Consider the following 15,585-nt stretch of genomic DNA (forward strand, 5'->3'; position numbering starts at 1 on the left):
GGATTTCTTATTTTCCTAAACAGAATTGGCTAAAGAGTTGGGTGATGAGTTCATCAGGAGCCGCATCTCCAGTGATTTCTCCGAGAATTTCCCAAGTACGGGTCAAGTCAACTTGAAGCAAGTCAACTGGCATACCCAGTTCAAGACCTTGGTTAACAGCTTGTAGGCTTTCAACGGCCTTTTCAATTAAGGAAATGTGACGGGCATTTGACAAGTAGGTAGCATCTTGCTCAACCAAACCAGCATTTTCAAAGAAGAGGTTGTTGATTCTCTCTTCAATCTTATCAATGTTTTGGTTTTTAAGGACTGAAATACGAATAAGGTCTTCAGGTAGTTCCGAAGTTTCAATTGCTTCAGGAAGATCAGTTTTGTTAAGAAGAATAATACGGTTGGTTTCTTGACTAATTTCAAGCAGTTGTCTGTCTTGGGCTGTCAGCGGTTCACTAGCATTTAGCACTAGAAGAACTAAGTCAGCTTCCTTGAGAGCTTTTTTCGAGCGCTCGACACCGATTTGTTCCACGATGTCATCTGTTTCTCGAATACCAGCTGTATCAATCAATTTTAGTGGAACTCCATTAATATTGACGTACTCTTCGATGATATCACGTGTAGTACCAGCGATATCTGTAACGATAGCCTTGTCCTCACGCAAGAGATTGTTGAGAAGACTAGATTTTCCAACGTTGGGGCGTCCGATGATGGCTGTGGAAATTCCTTCACGAAGGATTTTACCGCGACGGGCTGTCCTAAGGAGATTGGTTAGCAATTGCTCAAACTCCATAGTCTTCTCTCGGACAACAGCAGTAGTGGCTTCCTCAACATCGTCATACTCAGGATAGTCGATATTAACCTCAACTTGGGCGAGTGTATTGAGGATTTCTTGACGGGTATTGTTAATCAGGTCAGAAAGGGAACCGTCTAATTGCTTAACTGCAATGTTCATAGCCTTGTCAGTCTTGGCACGAATGATGTCCATAACAGCTTCAGCCTGTGTCAAATCCACACGACCGTTTAGAAAGGCACGTTTGGTAAATTCACCAGGTTCTGCCAACCGAGCTCCCTCACGGATAGCCAGCTGGAGAATTTCATTGGTCACGGCAATCCCACCGTGGGTGTTAATCTCGATAATATCCTCACGAGTGAAGGTCTTTGGAGACTTCATAGCCCCAACCATAACCTCGTCCATGACCTTCCCTGTCTGAGGATCAACGATGTGACCGTAGTTAAGGGTATGGCTGGCAACCCTGCTTAAGTCTTTCCCTTTAAAAATCTTTTGCGCAATAGCAAAACTGTCTGTTCCGCTCAAGCGGACAATACCGATAGCTCCTTCGCCTAGTGGAGTGGAGATAGCAGCGATGGTATCAAATTCACGTGTAATCATAATGTTTCCTTTAATAAATAGCTCTTTTCTTGGAAATTTTTCCAAGTCTCTTTTCAAATTGTAACAAATTTAAACTATTTCTTCAATGAATGCTACTTGGAGATTGAAAAAGCCTAAGCAATTCTGCTTAAGCTAGCTTATTTGGTGCGCATTTCCCCTTGTGGGAAATAAGTTCCTTCTGGCATGTCGTTGATGATGATATGGACAGCAGATTGAGGGGCTCCAGTGTTGCGAACAACAGCTTCCGTTACTTCCTTAGCAAGAGCTTTCTTTTGCTCGAGTGTGCGTCCTTCAAATAAATCGATGCGTACAAATGGCATAATGGCTTCCTCCACTAGTTTTTGATTTCTTCTATTTTACCACATTTTGCCGTTTAAAGCTTAAGAAAATTATGATATACTAGAATGTAGCAAAAATTTAGAAATGGACGTGAAGCAAGAAACATGGCACAGTTGTATTATCGTTATGGGACCATGAACTCTGGAAAGACAATCGAGATTCTCAAGGTGGCCTATAACTATGAGGAGCAAGGAAAAGGTGTTGTGATTATGACTTCAGCTCTGGATACGCGTGACGGTGTTGGCTATGTGTCGAGTCGTATTGGCATGAAACGTCCTGCCCTTGCGATTGAAGAAACGACTGATATTTTTGGATTTATCCGTGATTTACCAGAAACACCTTACTGTGTGTTGGTCGATGAGGCCCAGTTTCTCAAACGTCATCATGTTTACGACCTAGCTCGTGTTGTGGACGAGTTAGATATACCCGTCATGGCCTTTGGTTTGAAAAATGATTTTCGAAATGAGTTGTTCGAAGGTTCCAAGTATCTCTTGCTCTTAGCAGACAAGATTGACGAAATCAAGACCATCTGTCAGTATTGCAAAAAAAAGGCGACCATGGTGTTGCGTACACAGGATGGACTGCCTGTTTATGATGGTGAGCAGATTCAGATTGGTGGCAATGAAACCTATATCTCAGTTTGTCGTAAACATTATTTTGCACCTGAAATCAATAAGGAGAATGAAGAAAAATGAATATCTATGATCAACTACAAGCTGTAGAAGACCGTTATGAAGAATTAGGAGAGTTGCTCAGTGACCCAGATGTGGTTTCGGACACCAAGCGTTTCATGGATCTCTCAAAAGAAGAGGCTTCAAGCCGTGATACAGTGACGGCTTATCGAGAATACAAACAAGTCCTTCAAAACATCGTTGACGCTGAAGAGATGATTAAGGAATCAGGTGGAGATGCTGACTTGGAAGAAATGGCCAAGCAAGAACTCAAAGATGCCAAGACTGAAAAAGAAGAATACGAAGAAAAGCTGAAAATCTTGCTCCTTCCTAAAGATCCAAACGATGACAAGAATATCATCCTTGAAATCCGTGGCGCTGCTGGTGGAGACGAAGCAGCACTTTTCGCTGGAGATTTGCTAACCATGTACCAAAAGTATGCGGAAGCCCAAGGCTGGCGCTTTGAAGTCATGGAGGCTTCTATGAATGGTGTCGGTGGTTTCAAAGAAGTGGTTGCCATGGTTTCAGGTCAATCTGTATACTCTAAACTCAAGTATGAGTCTGGTGCCCACCGCGTGCAACGTGTTCCTGTGACAGAAAGCCAAGGCCGTGTTCATACTTCGACAGCGACAGTCCTTGTTATGCCAGAAGTTGAAGAGGTTGAATACGATATTGATCCAAAAGACCTTCGTGTCGACATCTATCACGCCTCTGGTGCTGGTGGACAGAACGTCAATAAGGTTGCGACTGCGGTTCGTATTGTTCACTTGCCAACTAATATCAAGGTCGAAATGCAGGAAGAACGTACCCAGCAGAAAAATCGTGAGAAGGCCATGAAAATCATCCGTGCGCGTGTTGCTGACCACTTTGCTCAGATTGCTCAGGATGAACAGGACGCTGAGCGTAAGTCGACAATCGGTACTGGGGACCGTTCAGAACGGATTCGTACTTATAACTTCCCACAAAACCGTGTGACTGACCACCGTATTGGTTTGACCCTCCAAAAACTAGATACCATTCTGTCTGGTAAATTGGACGAAGTTGTGGATGCCTTGGTTCTTTATGACCAAACACAAAAATTAGAAGAATTAAACAAATAATGAAATTAGCTCAATTATTTTCAGATTTTGAAGAAGAATTGATAAGACAAGGAGAGGAAGCAGAAAGCCTCTCTTTTGTCTATCGTAGCCTGAAAAATCTCTCTTTTACTGACTTTGTCTTTACTCTTCAGCAGGAAGTGACGGAAGAGGAAGAAGTATTTGTAAAAGAAATTTTCCAACAGTTAGTAGCTCATAAACCGGCACAGTACATCATTGGACAGGCAGATTTTTATGGAATGCAGTTAAAAGTTGATGAGCGGGTTTTGATTCCTCGTCCAGAAACAGAGGAGTTGGTGGAGCTTATCCTGGCTGAAAATCCTGAGACGAATCTTTCAGTTCTGGATATTGGAACAGGTAGTGGAGCTATTGCTCTCGCCTTAGCAAAAAACAGACCAGACTGGTCAGTGACAGCAGCAGACATTTCCCAAGATGCTTTAGATTTAGCTAGCGAAAATGCTAAAAATCAAAATCTTCAAATATTTTTAAAAAAATCTGACTGTTTTACAGAAATTTCTGAAAAATATGATATAATTGTTTCCAATCCACCCTATATCTCTCGTGAAGATGAGTCAGAAGTCGGTTTGAATGTTTTGCATTCGGAGCCTCATCTAGCTCTCTTTGCAGACGAGGATGGCCTAGCTATTTACCGTAGAATTGCAGAAGATGCAAAAGACTATCTCAAAGATGGTGGTAGGATTTACCTTGAAATTGGATACAAGCAAGGTCAAAGTGTTCCTGAACTTTTTAGGAAACAACTTCCTGAAAAGCGAGTTCGAACACTCAAGGACCAGTTTGGTCAAGATAGGATGGTTGTCGTTGATGATAAACAAGATTAGACAAGAGTTGGAAAATGGTGGAGCTGTCGTTCTGCCTACAGAGACTGTTTACGGTCTTTTTGCCAAGGCTCTAGACGAAAAAGCAGTGGACCATGTATACCGACTCAAACGTCGTCCTAGAGACAAGGCTCTTAACCTCAATGTTGCCTCTCTAGAGGATATCTTGCACTTTTCAAAGAATCAACCAACTTATCTACAAAAACTTGTAGAGACCTTTTTACCAGGTCCCTTGACCATTATTCTCGAAGCCAATGACAAAGTTCCCTATTGGGTTAACTCTGGCCTTGCGACTGTTGGATTTCGGATGCCTAGTCATCCCATTACCCTTGATTTGATTCGAGAGACGGGGCCCTTGATTGGACCGTCTGCCAATATTTCAGGTCAGGCAAGTGGAGTAACCTTTGAACAAATTCTGAAGGATTTTGACCAAGAGGTTCTGGGTCTGGAAGACGATGCTTTTCTAACTGGACAGGATTCAACTATTTTGGATTTGTCGGGAGACAAGGTGAAAATCTTACGCCAAGGGGCCATTAAGCGAGAAGATATTCTTGCTCGGTTGCCAGAGATTTCTTTTGAGGAGGAATGAGATGCTAAGAGATTTAAGAGAAACTGATGTGAAAGCCATTTGTGAAATCAACCAAGAGGCTTTGGGCTATTCTTTTAGTCTAGAGGACACGGCTAGTCAACTAGCTAGACTGTCTCAGAATTTACATCATTTTTTACTTGCTTATGAGGATGAAGCTAGTCATGCCTTGCTTGGATATGTCCACGCTGAGGTTTACGAATCCCTTTATTCCAAAGCAGGATTTAATATTTTAGCCTTAGCAGTTTCACCTCAAGCGCAAGGTCAAGGTATTGGCAAAAGCTTATTGCAAGGGTTGGAGCAAGAAGCAAAAAGACGCGGCTATGGATTTATCCGCTTAAACTCTGCCGATCATCGTCTGGGTGCTCATGCATTTTATGAAAAAGTTGGTTATACTTGTGATAAAATGCAGAAACGGTTTATTCGCATCTTTTAGTTTGATTTTCTAATAAGAAAATTAAACTAATGGACTAGTCACACAATAAAAGGAGAAGACCTATGATTTTTGACAAAGATGATTTTAAAACATACGATGCTGATCTCTGGAATGCTATTGCCAAAGAAGAAGAACGCCAACAGAATAATATCGAGTTGATTGCTTCGGAAAATGTAGTTTCCAAGGCTGTTATGGCAGCTCAAGGGTCTATCTTGACAAACAAATATGCCGAGGGTTACCCAGGACACCGTTATTATGGTGGAACGGATGTGGTAGACGTGGTAGAATCTCTAGCCATTGAACGCGCAAAAGAAATTTTTGGTGCTAAATTTGCTAATGTCCAACCTCACTCAGGAAGCCAAGCAAACTGTGCGGCTTACATGGCCTTGATTGAGCCAGGTGATACGGTTATGGGGATGGATTTGGCAGCAGGTGGACACTTGACCCACGGAGCTCCTGTCAGCTTCTCAGGTCAAACCTACAACTTTGTTTCTTACAGTGTTGACCCTGAAACGGAACTCTTGGATTTTGATGCTATCTTGAAACAAGCCCAAGAAGTAAAACCAAAATTGATCGTAGCAGGTGCTTCAGCCTATTCTCAAATTATCGACTTTTCAAAATTCCGTGAAATTGCGGATGCTGTTGGGGCTAAGCTCATGGTAGATATGGCTCATATCGCTGGTTTGGTTGCTGCTGGTCTACATCCAAGCCCAGTACCATACGCTCACATCACGACAACAACGACCCACAAAACCCTTCGTGGGCCACGTGGTGGTTTGATTTTGACTAATGATGAAGAACTTGCCAAGAAAATCAATTCAGCTATTTTCCCAGGTATTCAGGGCGGTCCTTTGGAGCATGTTGTGGCAGCTAAAGCTGTTTCTTTTAAAGAAGTCTTAGATCCAGCTTTCAAGGAATATGCTGCCAATGTTATCAAAAACAGCAAGGCCATGGCAGATGTCTTCTTGCAAGATTCTGATTTCCGTATCATTTCTGGAGGAACTGAAAACCACCTCTTCCTAGTGGATGTTACTAAGGTTGTAGAAAACGGAAAAGTTGCTCAAAACTTGCTGGATGAAGTCAATATTACCCTAAATAAAAACTCAATCCCTTACGAAACCTTGTCACCATTCAAAACAAGTGGTATTCGTATTGGAGCAGCAGCTATTACTGCACGTGGATTCGGTGAAGAAGAAAGTCGCAAAGTGGCTGAACTCATCATTAAAACCCTTAAAAATGCAGAAAATAAAGCTGTCTTAGAAGAAGTGAGAAGTTCAGTCAAAGAATTGACAGATGCCTTCCCATTATACGAGGACTAAAACTTTTATGGACATTTATATTAAGAAAGCCATTATTCACCAGTTCAGTCCGGATGACACCGAGCTGTTCCTAGCGGATAAGCTTCTCAATATTACTCCAAAAATCGAAGAATACCTGCGTAGAAAAATTGAACGGGTGTATTCAGATGAAGCTAAGACTGGGATTTTCGAGGAAGAAAATCCCTTCTTCAATCATATCACAGACGATTTGTTGGAGACATCAGTAACACTGGCTAATCTCTGGAAAGAAGAGTTCAGTATTTCTGAAAACCTCAAGACCAATGACTTGATTTTTGTGCAATTTTCGAAAGAAGGCGTGGAACATTTCGCTTTCTTGCGAATTGCCCTGCGTGAGACCTTGACTCACCTCGGAGGAGAAGTTGATAATCCAATCAAGCTGACTCAGAATAACCTGCCTGGATTTGGAACAGGGGCTGATGAGGCCTTGGTAGTCAATCTTCAGAGCCGCAAGTACCATCTGATTGAAAAACGAATCAAGTACAACGGGACTTTTTTGAACTATTTTTCAGAAAATCTCCTTGCAGTAGCCCCTAAGATTTCACCCAAGAAATCTATCAAAGAACTAGAAAAAACGGCCCAGAGAATTGCTGAATCTTTTAACACAGATGATTTTCAATTTCAATCCAAGGTAAAATCAGCGATTTTCAATAACCTGGAAGAAAGCAATGAATTGTCACCAGAAAAATTGGCCAACGACCTTTTTGACAATAATCTGACGGCTCGTTTGAGCTTTATTGACCAAGTCAAAGAAGCCGTACCAGAATCAGTTCAATTTGATGAAATTGATGCCAGTCGCCAATTAAAGAAATTTGAAAACCAAAAACTCTCCTTATCGAATGGAATTGAGCTCATCGTTCCCATTAACGTCTATCAAGACGCCGAGTCTGTTGAGTTTATCCAAAACGACAATGGAACCTACTCTATCTTAATCAAAAATATCGAGGATATCCAAAGTAAATAATGTTTAAACGAATTCGAAGAGTGCTTGTACTAGCAGTCTTCCTTTTTGCTGGCTATAAAGCTTACCGCGTTCACCAAGATGTCAAGCAAGTCATGACTTATCAACCCATGGTGCGCGAAATCTTGAGTGAAAAAGACACCCCAGCAAACGAAGAGCTCGTGCTCGCTATGATTTATACCGAAACAAAAGGTAAAGAAGGCGACGTCATGCAGTCTAGTGAGTCTGCAAGTGGTTCAACTAACACCATCAATGATAATGCATCTAGCATTCGACAAGGTGTGCAAACTCTGACAGACAATCTCTATCTGGCCCAGAAGAAGGATGTAGATGTCTGGACAGCTGTGCAAGCCTATAATTTTGGCCCTGCCTATATTGATTATATCGCTCAAAATGGTAAGGAAAACACCCTAGCACTGGCCAAACAGTACTCCCGTGATACTGTTGCTCCCTTGCTGGGTAATACGACTGGAAAGACTTATAGTTATATTCACCCCATTTCCATTTTTCATGGAGCCGAACTCTATGTAAATGGAGGAAACTATTATTATTCTAGACAGGTGCAACTCAACCTTTACATTATCAAATGTTTCACTCTCTTTTCGACATCTGGCTAGTCCAGGTGTTTTTGTTATAAGTTTTCTTTAAGATAGATATATTACTCTAGAAAGGTAAAGGAGGAAATTCCCTATGAGAAAGAAACTCTTTCTGACTAGTGCTGCGGTCTTGTGGGCAGTAACAGCTATGAATAGCGTCCATGCAGCAACAGATGTTCAAAAAGTTATCGATGAAACCTACGTCCAACCTGAATATGTCCTAGGTTCTTCATTATCTGAAGACCAAAAAAATCAAACTCTTAAGAAATTAGGCTACAATGTCTCATCAGACACCAAAGAACTCAAGACTATAACACCTGATATCTATTCTAAAATCATGAATGTGGCCAATGACTCTAGCTTACAATTGTATTCATCAGCCAAGATTCAAAAACTAGGTGACAAGTCGCCACTTGAGGTCAAGATTGAAACACCAGAAAACATCACTAAGGTGACTCAGGATATGTACCGAAATGCAGCAGTAACCTTGGGTGTGGAACATGCTAAAATCACTGTAGCAGCCCCTATTCCAGTTACAGGTGAGAGTGCTTTAGCAGGGATTTATTATTCGCTAGAAGCTAATGGAGCCAAGGTGCCGCAAGCCAACAAAGATTTGGCTCAAGAAGAGTTGAAGGCTTTGTCAGATATCAATGCTGAAAACAAGGACAAGTCAGGCTATGATGCTAATAAATTAAACGTTGCGCTAGCCGATATCAAGTCAGCACTCGCCAAAGCTAAAGAAAGTAAGGGAAATCTGACAGAGGAAGATGTCCGCAAAATCGTTGAAGATACCTTGAAAAATTACAAACTTGATCAGGTCATAACAGGAAACCAGATCAATATCATCATCAATTTTGCTTTGAATCTCTCAAAAAGTGATATCCTCAGCAATGCCGACTTCACTAAAACCCTAAATGACCTGAAACAAAGTATTGTTTCACAAGCTGGCGACAGTTTTAAAAATATCAACCTTAACTTTGATGCTGATAAGGCGCTAGAGGACGGCGGGAACTTTTTAAGCTCCCTCTGGCAAGCCATTGTCAACTTCTTCAAGAGTTTTGGTTCTTAATACTCTTCGAAAATCAAATTCAAACCACGTCAACGTCGCCTTGCCGTACTCAAGTACAGCCTGTGGCTAGTTTCCTAGTTTGCTCTTTGATTTTCATTGAGTATAAGCTATTACAAAAAGGTAGTCAGATTTTTTCAGAAAAATGTTTTATAAATATTCACAGATCTCCTATATTTATGGTAAAATAGAATTATCATTTTATTTGGGAGTCAAAGATGAATATATTTAGAACAAAGAATGTTAGTTTGGATAAAACGGAGATGCACAGGCATTTGAAGTTATGGGATCTGATTTTGCTGGGTATCGGAGCCATGGTAGGGACAGGTGTCTTTACAATTACAGGTACTGCAGCAGCTACGCTTGCTGGTCCAGCCCTAGTGATTTCAATCGTCATTTCTGCCTTGTGTGTGGGATTATCAGCCCTCTTTTTTGCAGAATTTGCTTCACGAGTACCTGCTACAGGTGGTGCTTATAGTTATCTCTATGCTATTTTAGGAGAATTTCCAGCTTGGTTGGCTGGCTGGTTAACCATGATGGAATTTATGACAGCTATATCGGGTGTGGCTTCGGGTTGGGCAGCTTATTTTAAAGGCTTGCTTTCTCAATATGGGATAGCCCTTCCTCAGGCTTTAAATGGCACCTTTAATCCTCAAGCAGGGACATTTGTTGATTTATTGCCTATTCTTGTCTTGGTCCTGGTGACCTCGCTTGTTTTACTAAATGCTAAAGCAGCCTTACGTTTTAATTCGATTCTAGTTATTTTGAAATTCTCGGCTTTAGCTCTCTTTGTTTTAGTGGGAATTTGGCATATTAAATTTGACAACTGGAGCAATTTTGCTCCTTACGGTTTTGGACAAATCTATGGTGCTAGTACTGGTATTATGGCTGGTGCGTCCTTGATGTTCTTCGGTTTTTTGGGCTTCGAATCCATCTCTATGGCTGTAGATGAGGTCAAGACTCCTCAAAAAAATATTCCTAGAGGGATTGTCTTATCGCTTTCTATCGTAACCATTCTCTATGCCTTGGTGACCCTTGTTTTGACTGGTGTGGTTCACTATAGCCATCTAAATGTTGATGATGCCGTTGCCTTTGCCCTTCGTAGTGTTGGGATTAGTTGGGCAGCCAACTATGTGTCATTAGTGGCTATCTTAACCTTGATTACAGTTTGTATTTCGATGACCTATGCCCTATCGCGTATGATTTACAGTTTAGCACGTGACGGCTTAATGCCTGCCGCCTTTAAGGAATTGACGAAGACTAGCAAGGTACCTAAAAATGCGACTATCTTGACAGGTCTAGCTTCAGCAATAGCTGCAGGAATGTTTCCATTAGCTAGTATTGCAGCCTTCTTAAATATTTGTACCTTGGCCTACTTGATTATGCTGGCTTATGGTCTGATTCGCTTACGGAAAGAAAAAGGGATGCCCAAAGCTGGAGAATTTAAAACACCCTTGGTACCTCTGTTACCAATTTTATCAATCATCATTTGTTTATCCTTCATGTTACAGTATAATATGGAAACCTGGATTGCTTTCCTGATTGCCTTGTTGATAGGAAGTATTATTTACTTTACTTATGGCTATAAGCATTCTACCATAGAAGAATAATACTCTTCGAAAATCTCTTCAAACCATGTCAGCTTCGCCTTGCCGTATGTATGGTTACTGACTTCGTCAGTTTCATCTACAACCTCAAAACAGTGTTTTGAGCAACCTACGGCTAGCTTCCTAATTTGCTCTTTGATTTTCATTGAGTATATAAAGTGAGAATCTGTTGAGTTGTTGACACTCAGCAGATTTTTATATGTGAAAGAAATTTCAATTTTTTTCTTAAAATAGCTTGACAGATTAAATTTTTAGGAGTAGACTGTTTACCAGTTAATTAAATAGTTAAGGGGTTATCCATGAAGAAACAAAGTTTATTTTTAGTATTGTTAAGTGTCTTTCTTTTGTGTTTAGGTGCTTGTGGTCAAAAGGAAAGTCAGACAGGGAAAGGGATGAAAATTGTGACCAGTTTCTATCCTATCTACGCTATGGTAAAGGAAGTATCTGGTGACTTGAATGATGTTCGAATGATTCAGTCAAGTAGCGGAATTCACTCCTTTGAACCTTCGGCAAATGACATCGCGGCTATCTATGATGCAGATGTCTTTGTTTACCATTCGCATACGCTCGAATCTTGGGCAGGAAGTTTAGATCCCAATCTAAAAAAATCTAAAGTGAAGGTTTTAGAGGCTTCTGAAGGAATGACCTTAGACCGCGTCCCAGGGCTAGAAGATGTGGAAGCAGGGGATGGAATTGATGAAAAAACGCTCTATGACCCTCACACTTGGCTAGATCCTGAAAAAGCTGGCGAAGAAGCTCAGATTATCGCTGATAAACTTTCAGAGGTGGATAGTGAGCATAAAGAAACTTATCAAAAAAATGCGCAAGCCTTTATCAAAAAAGCTCAAGAATTGACTAAGAAATTCCAGCCTAAATTTGAAAAAGCGACTCAGAAAACATTTGTAACACAACATACAGCCTTTTCTTATCTAGCGAAGCGATTTGGACTTAATCAACTTGGTATTGCAGGTATCTCTCCAGAACAAGAACCAAGTCCAAGACAACTAACAGAAATTCAGGAATTTGTTAAAACCTATAAGGTTAAAACGATTTTTACAGAAAGTAATGCTTCTTCAAAAGTAGCTGAAACTCTTGTCAAATCAACAGGTGTGGGTCTTAAAACTCTAAATCCTTTAGAGGCAGACCCACAAAATGACAAGACTTATTTAGAAAACCTTGAAGAAAATATGAGTGTATTATCTGAAGAATTAAAGTGAGAAAAGAATGAAAATCAATAAAAAATATGTAGCAGGTTCAGTGGTAGTCCTTGCTCTAAGTGTTTGTTCCTATGAGCTTGGCCGGTATCAGGCGGGTCAAGTTAAGAAAGATTCTAATCGAGTAGCTTATATAGATGGTGATCAGGCTGGTCAAAAGGCAGAGAACTTGACACCAGATGAAGTTAGTAAGAGAGAGGGAATCAACGCAGAACAAATTGTTATCAAGATTACGGATCAAGGTTATGTGACCTCTCATGGAGACCATTATCATTACTATAATGGCAAGGTTCCTTATGACGCTATCATCAGTGAAGAGCTCCTCATGAAAGATCCGAATTATCAGTTGAAGGATTCAGACATTGTCAATGAAATCAAGGGTGGCTATGTCATTAAAGTAGACGGGAAATACTATGTTTACCTCAAGGATGCGGCTCATGCGGACAATATTCGGACAAAAGAAGAGATTAAACGTCAGAAGCAGGAACACAGTAGTAATCACGGGGGCAGTTCTAACGATCAGGCAGTTGTTGCTGCCAGAGCCCAGGGCCGTTATACAACGGATGATGGTTATATCTTCAATGCATCTGATATCATTGAGGACACGGGTGATGCCTATATCGTTCCTCATGGCAATCACTTCCACTATATTCCTAAGAGTGATTTGTCTGCTAGTGAATTAGCTGCTGCCCAAGCCTTCTTATCTGGAAAAGGCGGTCAATTAAGTACAGTTGAATATCGTTCTAGCAGGGGAGAAACAAGATCTAGTGTGAGAACGAGTCAATCTGAGACATTTCAAAATCCTGCAACAGATTCTGAAAGTCAAAGTGAGGATTTAGCTAGTCTCCTTCAAGAATTGTACGCTTTGCCACTTAGCCAACGTCATGTAGAGTCTGATGGATTAGTATTTGACCCAGCACAGATTACAAAACGTACTGCAAATGGTGTGGCAGTGCCTCACGGGGATCATTTCCATTTCATTCCTTATTCGCAAATGTCTGCTTTGGAAGAAAAATTGGCTCGAAATCTACCAATTGGAGATCAGTCAGTTCAAAGTCATTCTGACAATACGAAACCAAGCAGCTCTGAGAAACCAAGTTCAACCATTAAACCAAACTTTAATCTCAATAAGCCGGCACCGAATAGAGCAACTGGAGGTGCCTATACAACGGATGATGGGTATGTCTTTAGTCCGACAGATGTGATTGAAGATACAGGTGACGCTTTTGTTGTACCGCACGGCAATCATTTTCACTATATACCTAAGAGTGATTTGTCAGCAGGGGAATTAGCTGCAGCCCAAGCCTATTGGAATGGGAAGCAGGGTTCTCGTCCTTCTTCAAGTTTTAGTCATAATGCAAATCCAGCTCAACCAAGCTTGTCAGAGAACCACAATCTGACTGTCACTCCAACTTATCATCAAAATCAAGGGGAAGATATTTCAAGGCTTTTACGTGAATTGTATGCCAAACCCTTATCAGAACGCCATGTAGAATCGGATGGACTAGTATTTGATCCGGCACAAATAACAAATCGTACAGCCAATGGTGTTGCTGTACCGCATGGAGACCATTATCACTTTATCCCTTATTCACAAATGTCTGATTTAGAGCAGAAGATTGCAAGAATGATTCCGTTAAAAGGACAAAATGGATTAAATCAAATTGGTACAGATATTAAACCTTTAGCATCAAAAGAAGTAGTTCATAAGTTCTTAGGACAACCAATCAAAGCTTATGGAAAAGGTTTAGATGGTAAACCTTATGATACGAGCGATGGATATATATTTACCAAAGATTCAATCGATTCTGTTGATAAATCAGGTGTTATTGCCAAACACGGAGATCATTTCCATTATATGGGATATGGTGAATTAGAACAATTCGAATTGGATGAAGTTGCTAAATGGATTCAAGAAACTGGTAAAAATCCAGATGACATCGTTTCTTTAGTTCACTCAGATGAGAAGGAAAGACCAAAGTTTGATTATAAAAAAGTAACTAATAAAATTTCTAGAAATAGTAAAGTTGGTTATATAATTAATGAAGGTGGTAAAGATTATTTTTATTCACGTGAAGAGCTCGATCTTACTCAAATAGCTTTTTCTGAGCAGGAACTAATGCTTAAAGATAAAGATAATTATCGTTATGATATTGTAGAGACAGAAATTAAACCAAGATTAGCTGTTGATGTATCTAGCTTGCCTATGCATGCAGCTAATACTACGTATGATACTGGAACTTCTTTCATTATTCCGCATATCGATCACATTCACGTCGTGCCTTATTCTTGGTTAAATAGTGAGCAAATAGCAACTATAAAATATGTAATGCAACATCCTGATGTGCGTCCTGAAGTTTGGTCAAAACCAGGTCATGATGATGCTGGATCTGTTATTGCTAATGTAACTCCTCTTGAAAAACGTCCTGGAATGCAGAACTGGCAAATTATCCATTCTGCGGAAGAAGTTCAGAAAGCACTTAAAGAAGGCAAGTTTGCAACACCTGATGGATATATTTTTGATCCTCAGGATGTATTGGCAAAGGGAACCTATATTTGGGCAGATAAATCTTTCAGTATTCCAAAAGCTAGCGGTGGCTCGTTGAGAAGTGTCACTCAGTCTGACTTATCAGAGAAAGAGTGGAAACAAGCTCAAGAGTTGATAGCTAAAAGAAATGAAGGAAAAGAAACAACAAATGGTTCTTCTGATTCACATCTAGTTTCTTCAGATAAGAAATCGGAAACAAAGAAAGATGCAACGGATTCAAATAAGGTTGATGAACAACCAAAGGATAATAAATATCAAAATGAGGCAGATGCGACTAGCAGCAATCCTTCAGTCGAAAAAGTTGGTGAAGAAGAAAAATCACATACAGAAAATAAAGAAAATGATTATGATGATATACCAGATTATGGATTAGATAAGGATACTTTAAAAAATCATATAAACCAAATAGCACAAATTGCTCAAATTGATTCTAAATACCTTATTTTTTCATCAGAAGGAGTTCAGTTTTATAATAAGAATGGGGATTTAGTAACCTATGATATTAAAACTCTTAAGCAAATAAAACCTTAGAATATTTTGACTAATAATAATCTACTTGAAAGGACATTGTTCTATTTTTGGATAGAATAACGTCCTTTTTATTCTGTATATCGAATTGAAGTTAGAATGCTACATTTTGTTTTCTAAAACATTGTTAGAAATTGGTTTTATAATAGATTGAATCTACAAAAGTACGTAGTAATTACTAAAACATTTCTAGAAATTAATTTGAGTTTCCTAATAAATTTGGTCACATCTTATCTCAATCTATGATAATTCCCTAATCAATTTGTTTGGTTTTTATTTCATTTCACTATTTATACGAAAAATTCTTGACAAGCAATACTAAAAAGAGTAAACTATTAACTAGTTAATTAACTGGTTTATTATTTTATAGTGAATCAAATAG

Annotated in this window: 14 protein-coding genes; 12 read left to right on the forward strand and 2 right to left on the reverse strand. The window is 39.9% G+C overall.

What is annotated here, in order from left to right; genetic code table 11:
- Window positions 1-7: 7 nt before the first annotated feature.
- Both mnmE and HT722_RS07655 read right to left on the reverse strand, forming a co-directional pair.
- On the reverse strand, window positions 8-1,381 hold the full coding sequence (mnmE, locus tag HT722_RS07650) for a tRNA uridine-5-carboxymethylaminomethyl(34) synthesis GTPase MnmE (protein ID WP_173278449.1): 1,374 nt from the start codon (window positions 1,379-1,381) through the stop codon (window positions 8-10).
- Between the two features lie 137 nt (window positions 1,382-1,518).
- Entirely contained in the window at window positions 1,519-1,701 is a 183-nt protein-coding gene (locus HT722_RS07655; RefSeq protein WP_049509325.1) for a 4-oxalocrotonate tautomerase, read from the reverse strand.
- Window positions 1,702-1,824: 123 nt separating this feature from the next.
- On the opposite strand from HT722_RS07655, the gene HT722_RS07660 reads away from it, so the two are divergent.
- The 12 genes from HT722_RS07660 to HT722_RS07715 all read left to right on the forward strand — a co-directional run bounded on the left by HT722_RS07660 (window position 1,825) and on the right by HT722_RS07715 (window position 15,206).
- Window positions 1,825-2,415, forward strand: coding sequence for a thymidine kinase (locus HT722_RS07660; protein ID WP_025172296.1), 591 nt, complete (start codon window positions 1,825-1,827; stop codon window positions 2,413-2,415).
- Window positions 2,412-3,491, forward strand: a complete 1,080-nt coding sequence (gene prfA, locus HT722_RS07665; protein ID WP_173278451.1) for a peptide chain release factor 1 — start codon at window positions 2,412-2,414, stop codon at window positions 3,489-3,491. Before HT722_RS07660 ends, prfA begins: the two co-directional genes overlap by 4 nt.
- Complete coding sequence (gene prmC, locus HT722_RS07670) at window positions 3,491-4,327, forward strand: peptide chain release factor N(5)-glutamine methyltransferase (RefSeq protein WP_173278453.1); 837 nt, start codon at window positions 3,491-3,493, stop codon at window positions 4,325-4,327. Before prfA ends, prmC begins: the two co-directional genes overlap by 1 nt.
- Window positions 4,311-4,913, forward strand: a complete 603-nt coding sequence (locus HT722_RS07675; RefSeq protein WP_173278455.1) for an L-threonylcarbamoyladenylate synthase — start codon at window positions 4,311-4,313, stop codon at window positions 4,911-4,913. Before prmC ends, HT722_RS07675 begins: the two co-directional genes overlap by 17 nt.
- 1 nt (window position 4,914) lies before the next feature.
- Complete coding sequence (locus tag HT722_RS07680) at window positions 4,915-5,346, forward strand: GNAT family N-acetyltransferase (protein ID WP_173278457.1); 432 nt, start codon at window positions 4,915-4,917, stop codon at window positions 5,344-5,346.
- Window positions 5,347-5,408: 62 nt separating this feature from the next.
- On the forward strand, window positions 5,409-6,665 hold the full coding sequence (glyA, locus tag HT722_RS07685) for a serine hydroxymethyltransferase (protein ID WP_173278459.1): 1,257 nt from the start codon (window positions 5,409-5,411) through the stop codon (window positions 6,663-6,665).
- Window positions 6,666-6,672: 7 nt separating this feature from the next.
- A complete protein-coding gene (locus tag HT722_RS07690) occupies window positions 6,673-7,647 on the forward strand; it encodes a nucleoid-associated protein (protein ID WP_173278460.1) in 975 nt (324 codons plus the stop codon).
- Window positions 7,647-8,261 carry a cell wall hydrolase Pmp23 gene (gene pmp23, locus HT722_RS07695; protein WP_049539138.1) on the forward strand — a complete coding sequence of 205 codons (615 nt, stop codon included), beginning with the start codon at window positions 7,647-7,649 and terminating at the stop codon, window positions 8,259-8,261. The genes HT722_RS07690 and pmp23 overlap by 1 nt, the downstream gene beginning before the upstream one ends.
- A 73-nt stretch (window positions 8,262-8,334) precedes the next feature.
- Window positions 8,335-9,309, forward strand: coding sequence for a DUF1002 domain-containing protein (locus HT722_RS07700; protein WP_173278461.1), 975 nt, complete (start codon window positions 8,335-8,337; stop codon window positions 9,307-9,309).
- A gap of 215 nt (window positions 9,310-9,524) precedes the next feature.
- The gene (locus HT722_RS07705; protein WP_173278462.1) at window positions 9,525-10,916 is read left to right on the forward strand and encodes an amino acid permease; all 1,392 of its coding nucleotides are present in this window, start codon (window positions 9,525-9,527) and stop codon (window positions 10,914-10,916) included.
- Between the two features lie 296 nt (window positions 10,917-11,212).
- Window positions 11,213-12,130, forward strand: coding sequence for a zinc-binding lipoprotein AdcAII (gene adcAII, locus HT722_RS07710; protein WP_173278463.1), 918 nt, complete (start codon window positions 11,213-11,215; stop codon window positions 12,128-12,130).
- Between the two features lie 7 nt (window positions 12,131-12,137).
- Window positions 12,138-15,206 (forward strand): pneumococcal-type histidine triad protein, encoded by a 3,069-nt coding sequence (locus tag HT722_RS07715; RefSeq protein WP_173278464.1) that lies wholly within the window; start codon window positions 12,138-12,140, stop codon window positions 15,204-15,206.
- The last annotated feature ends 379 nt before the right edge of the window (window positions 15,207-15,585 follow it).

The organism is Streptococcus sp. 53 (genome assembly GCF_013276565.1).
Taxonomy (GTDB): Bacteria; Bacillota; Bacilli; order Lactobacillales; family Streptococcaceae; genus Streptococcus.

Bases quoted from the DNA above. Each gene is read 5' to 3' on its own strand.
- mnmE (WP_173278449.1), bottom strand. From the start codon at position 1,381: ATGATTACACGTGAATTTGATACCATCGCTGCTATCTCCACTCCACTA.
- HT722_RS07655 (WP_049509325.1), bottom strand. From the start codon at position 1,701: ATGCCATTTGTACGCATCGATTTATTTGAAGGACGCACACTCGAGCAA.
- HT722_RS07660 (WP_025172296.1), top strand. From the start codon at position 1,825: ATGGCACAGTTGTATTATCGTTATGGGACCATGAACTCTGGAAAGACA.
- prfA (WP_173278451.1), top strand. From the start codon at position 2,412: ATGAATATCTATGATCAACTACAAGCTGTAGAAGACCGTTATGAAGAA.
- prmC (WP_173278453.1), top strand. From the start codon at position 3,491: ATGAAATTAGCTCAATTATTTTCAGATTTTGAAGAAGAATTGATAAGA.
- HT722_RS07675 (WP_173278455.1), top strand. From the start codon at position 4,311: ATGATAAACAAGATTAGACAAGAGTTGGAAAATGGTGGAGCTGTCGTT.
- HT722_RS07680 (WP_173278457.1), top strand. From the start codon at position 4,915: ATGCTAAGAGATTTAAGAGAAACTGATGTGAAAGCCATTTGTGAAATC.
- glyA (WP_173278459.1), top strand. From the start codon at position 5,409: ATGATTTTTGACAAAGATGATTTTAAAACATACGATGCTGATCTCTGG.
- HT722_RS07690 (WP_173278460.1), top strand. From the start codon at position 6,673: ATGGACATTTATATTAAGAAAGCCATTATTCACCAGTTCAGTCCGGAT.
- pmp23 (WP_049539138.1), top strand. From the start codon at position 7,647: ATGTTTAAACGAATTCGAAGAGTGCTTGTACTAGCAGTCTTCCTTTTT.
- HT722_RS07700 (WP_173278461.1), top strand. From the start codon at position 8,335: ATGAGAAAGAAACTCTTTCTGACTAGTGCTGCGGTCTTGTGGGCAGTA.
- HT722_RS07705 (WP_173278462.1), top strand. From the start codon at position 9,525: ATGAATATATTTAGAACAAAGAATGTTAGTTTGGATAAAACGGAGATG.
- adcAII (WP_173278463.1), top strand. From the start codon at position 11,213: ATGAAGAAACAAAGTTTATTTTTAGTATTGTTAAGTGTCTTTCTTTTG.
- HT722_RS07715 (WP_173278464.1), top strand. From the start codon at position 12,138: ATGAAAATCAATAAAAAATATGTAGCAGGTTCAGTGGTAGTCCTTGCT.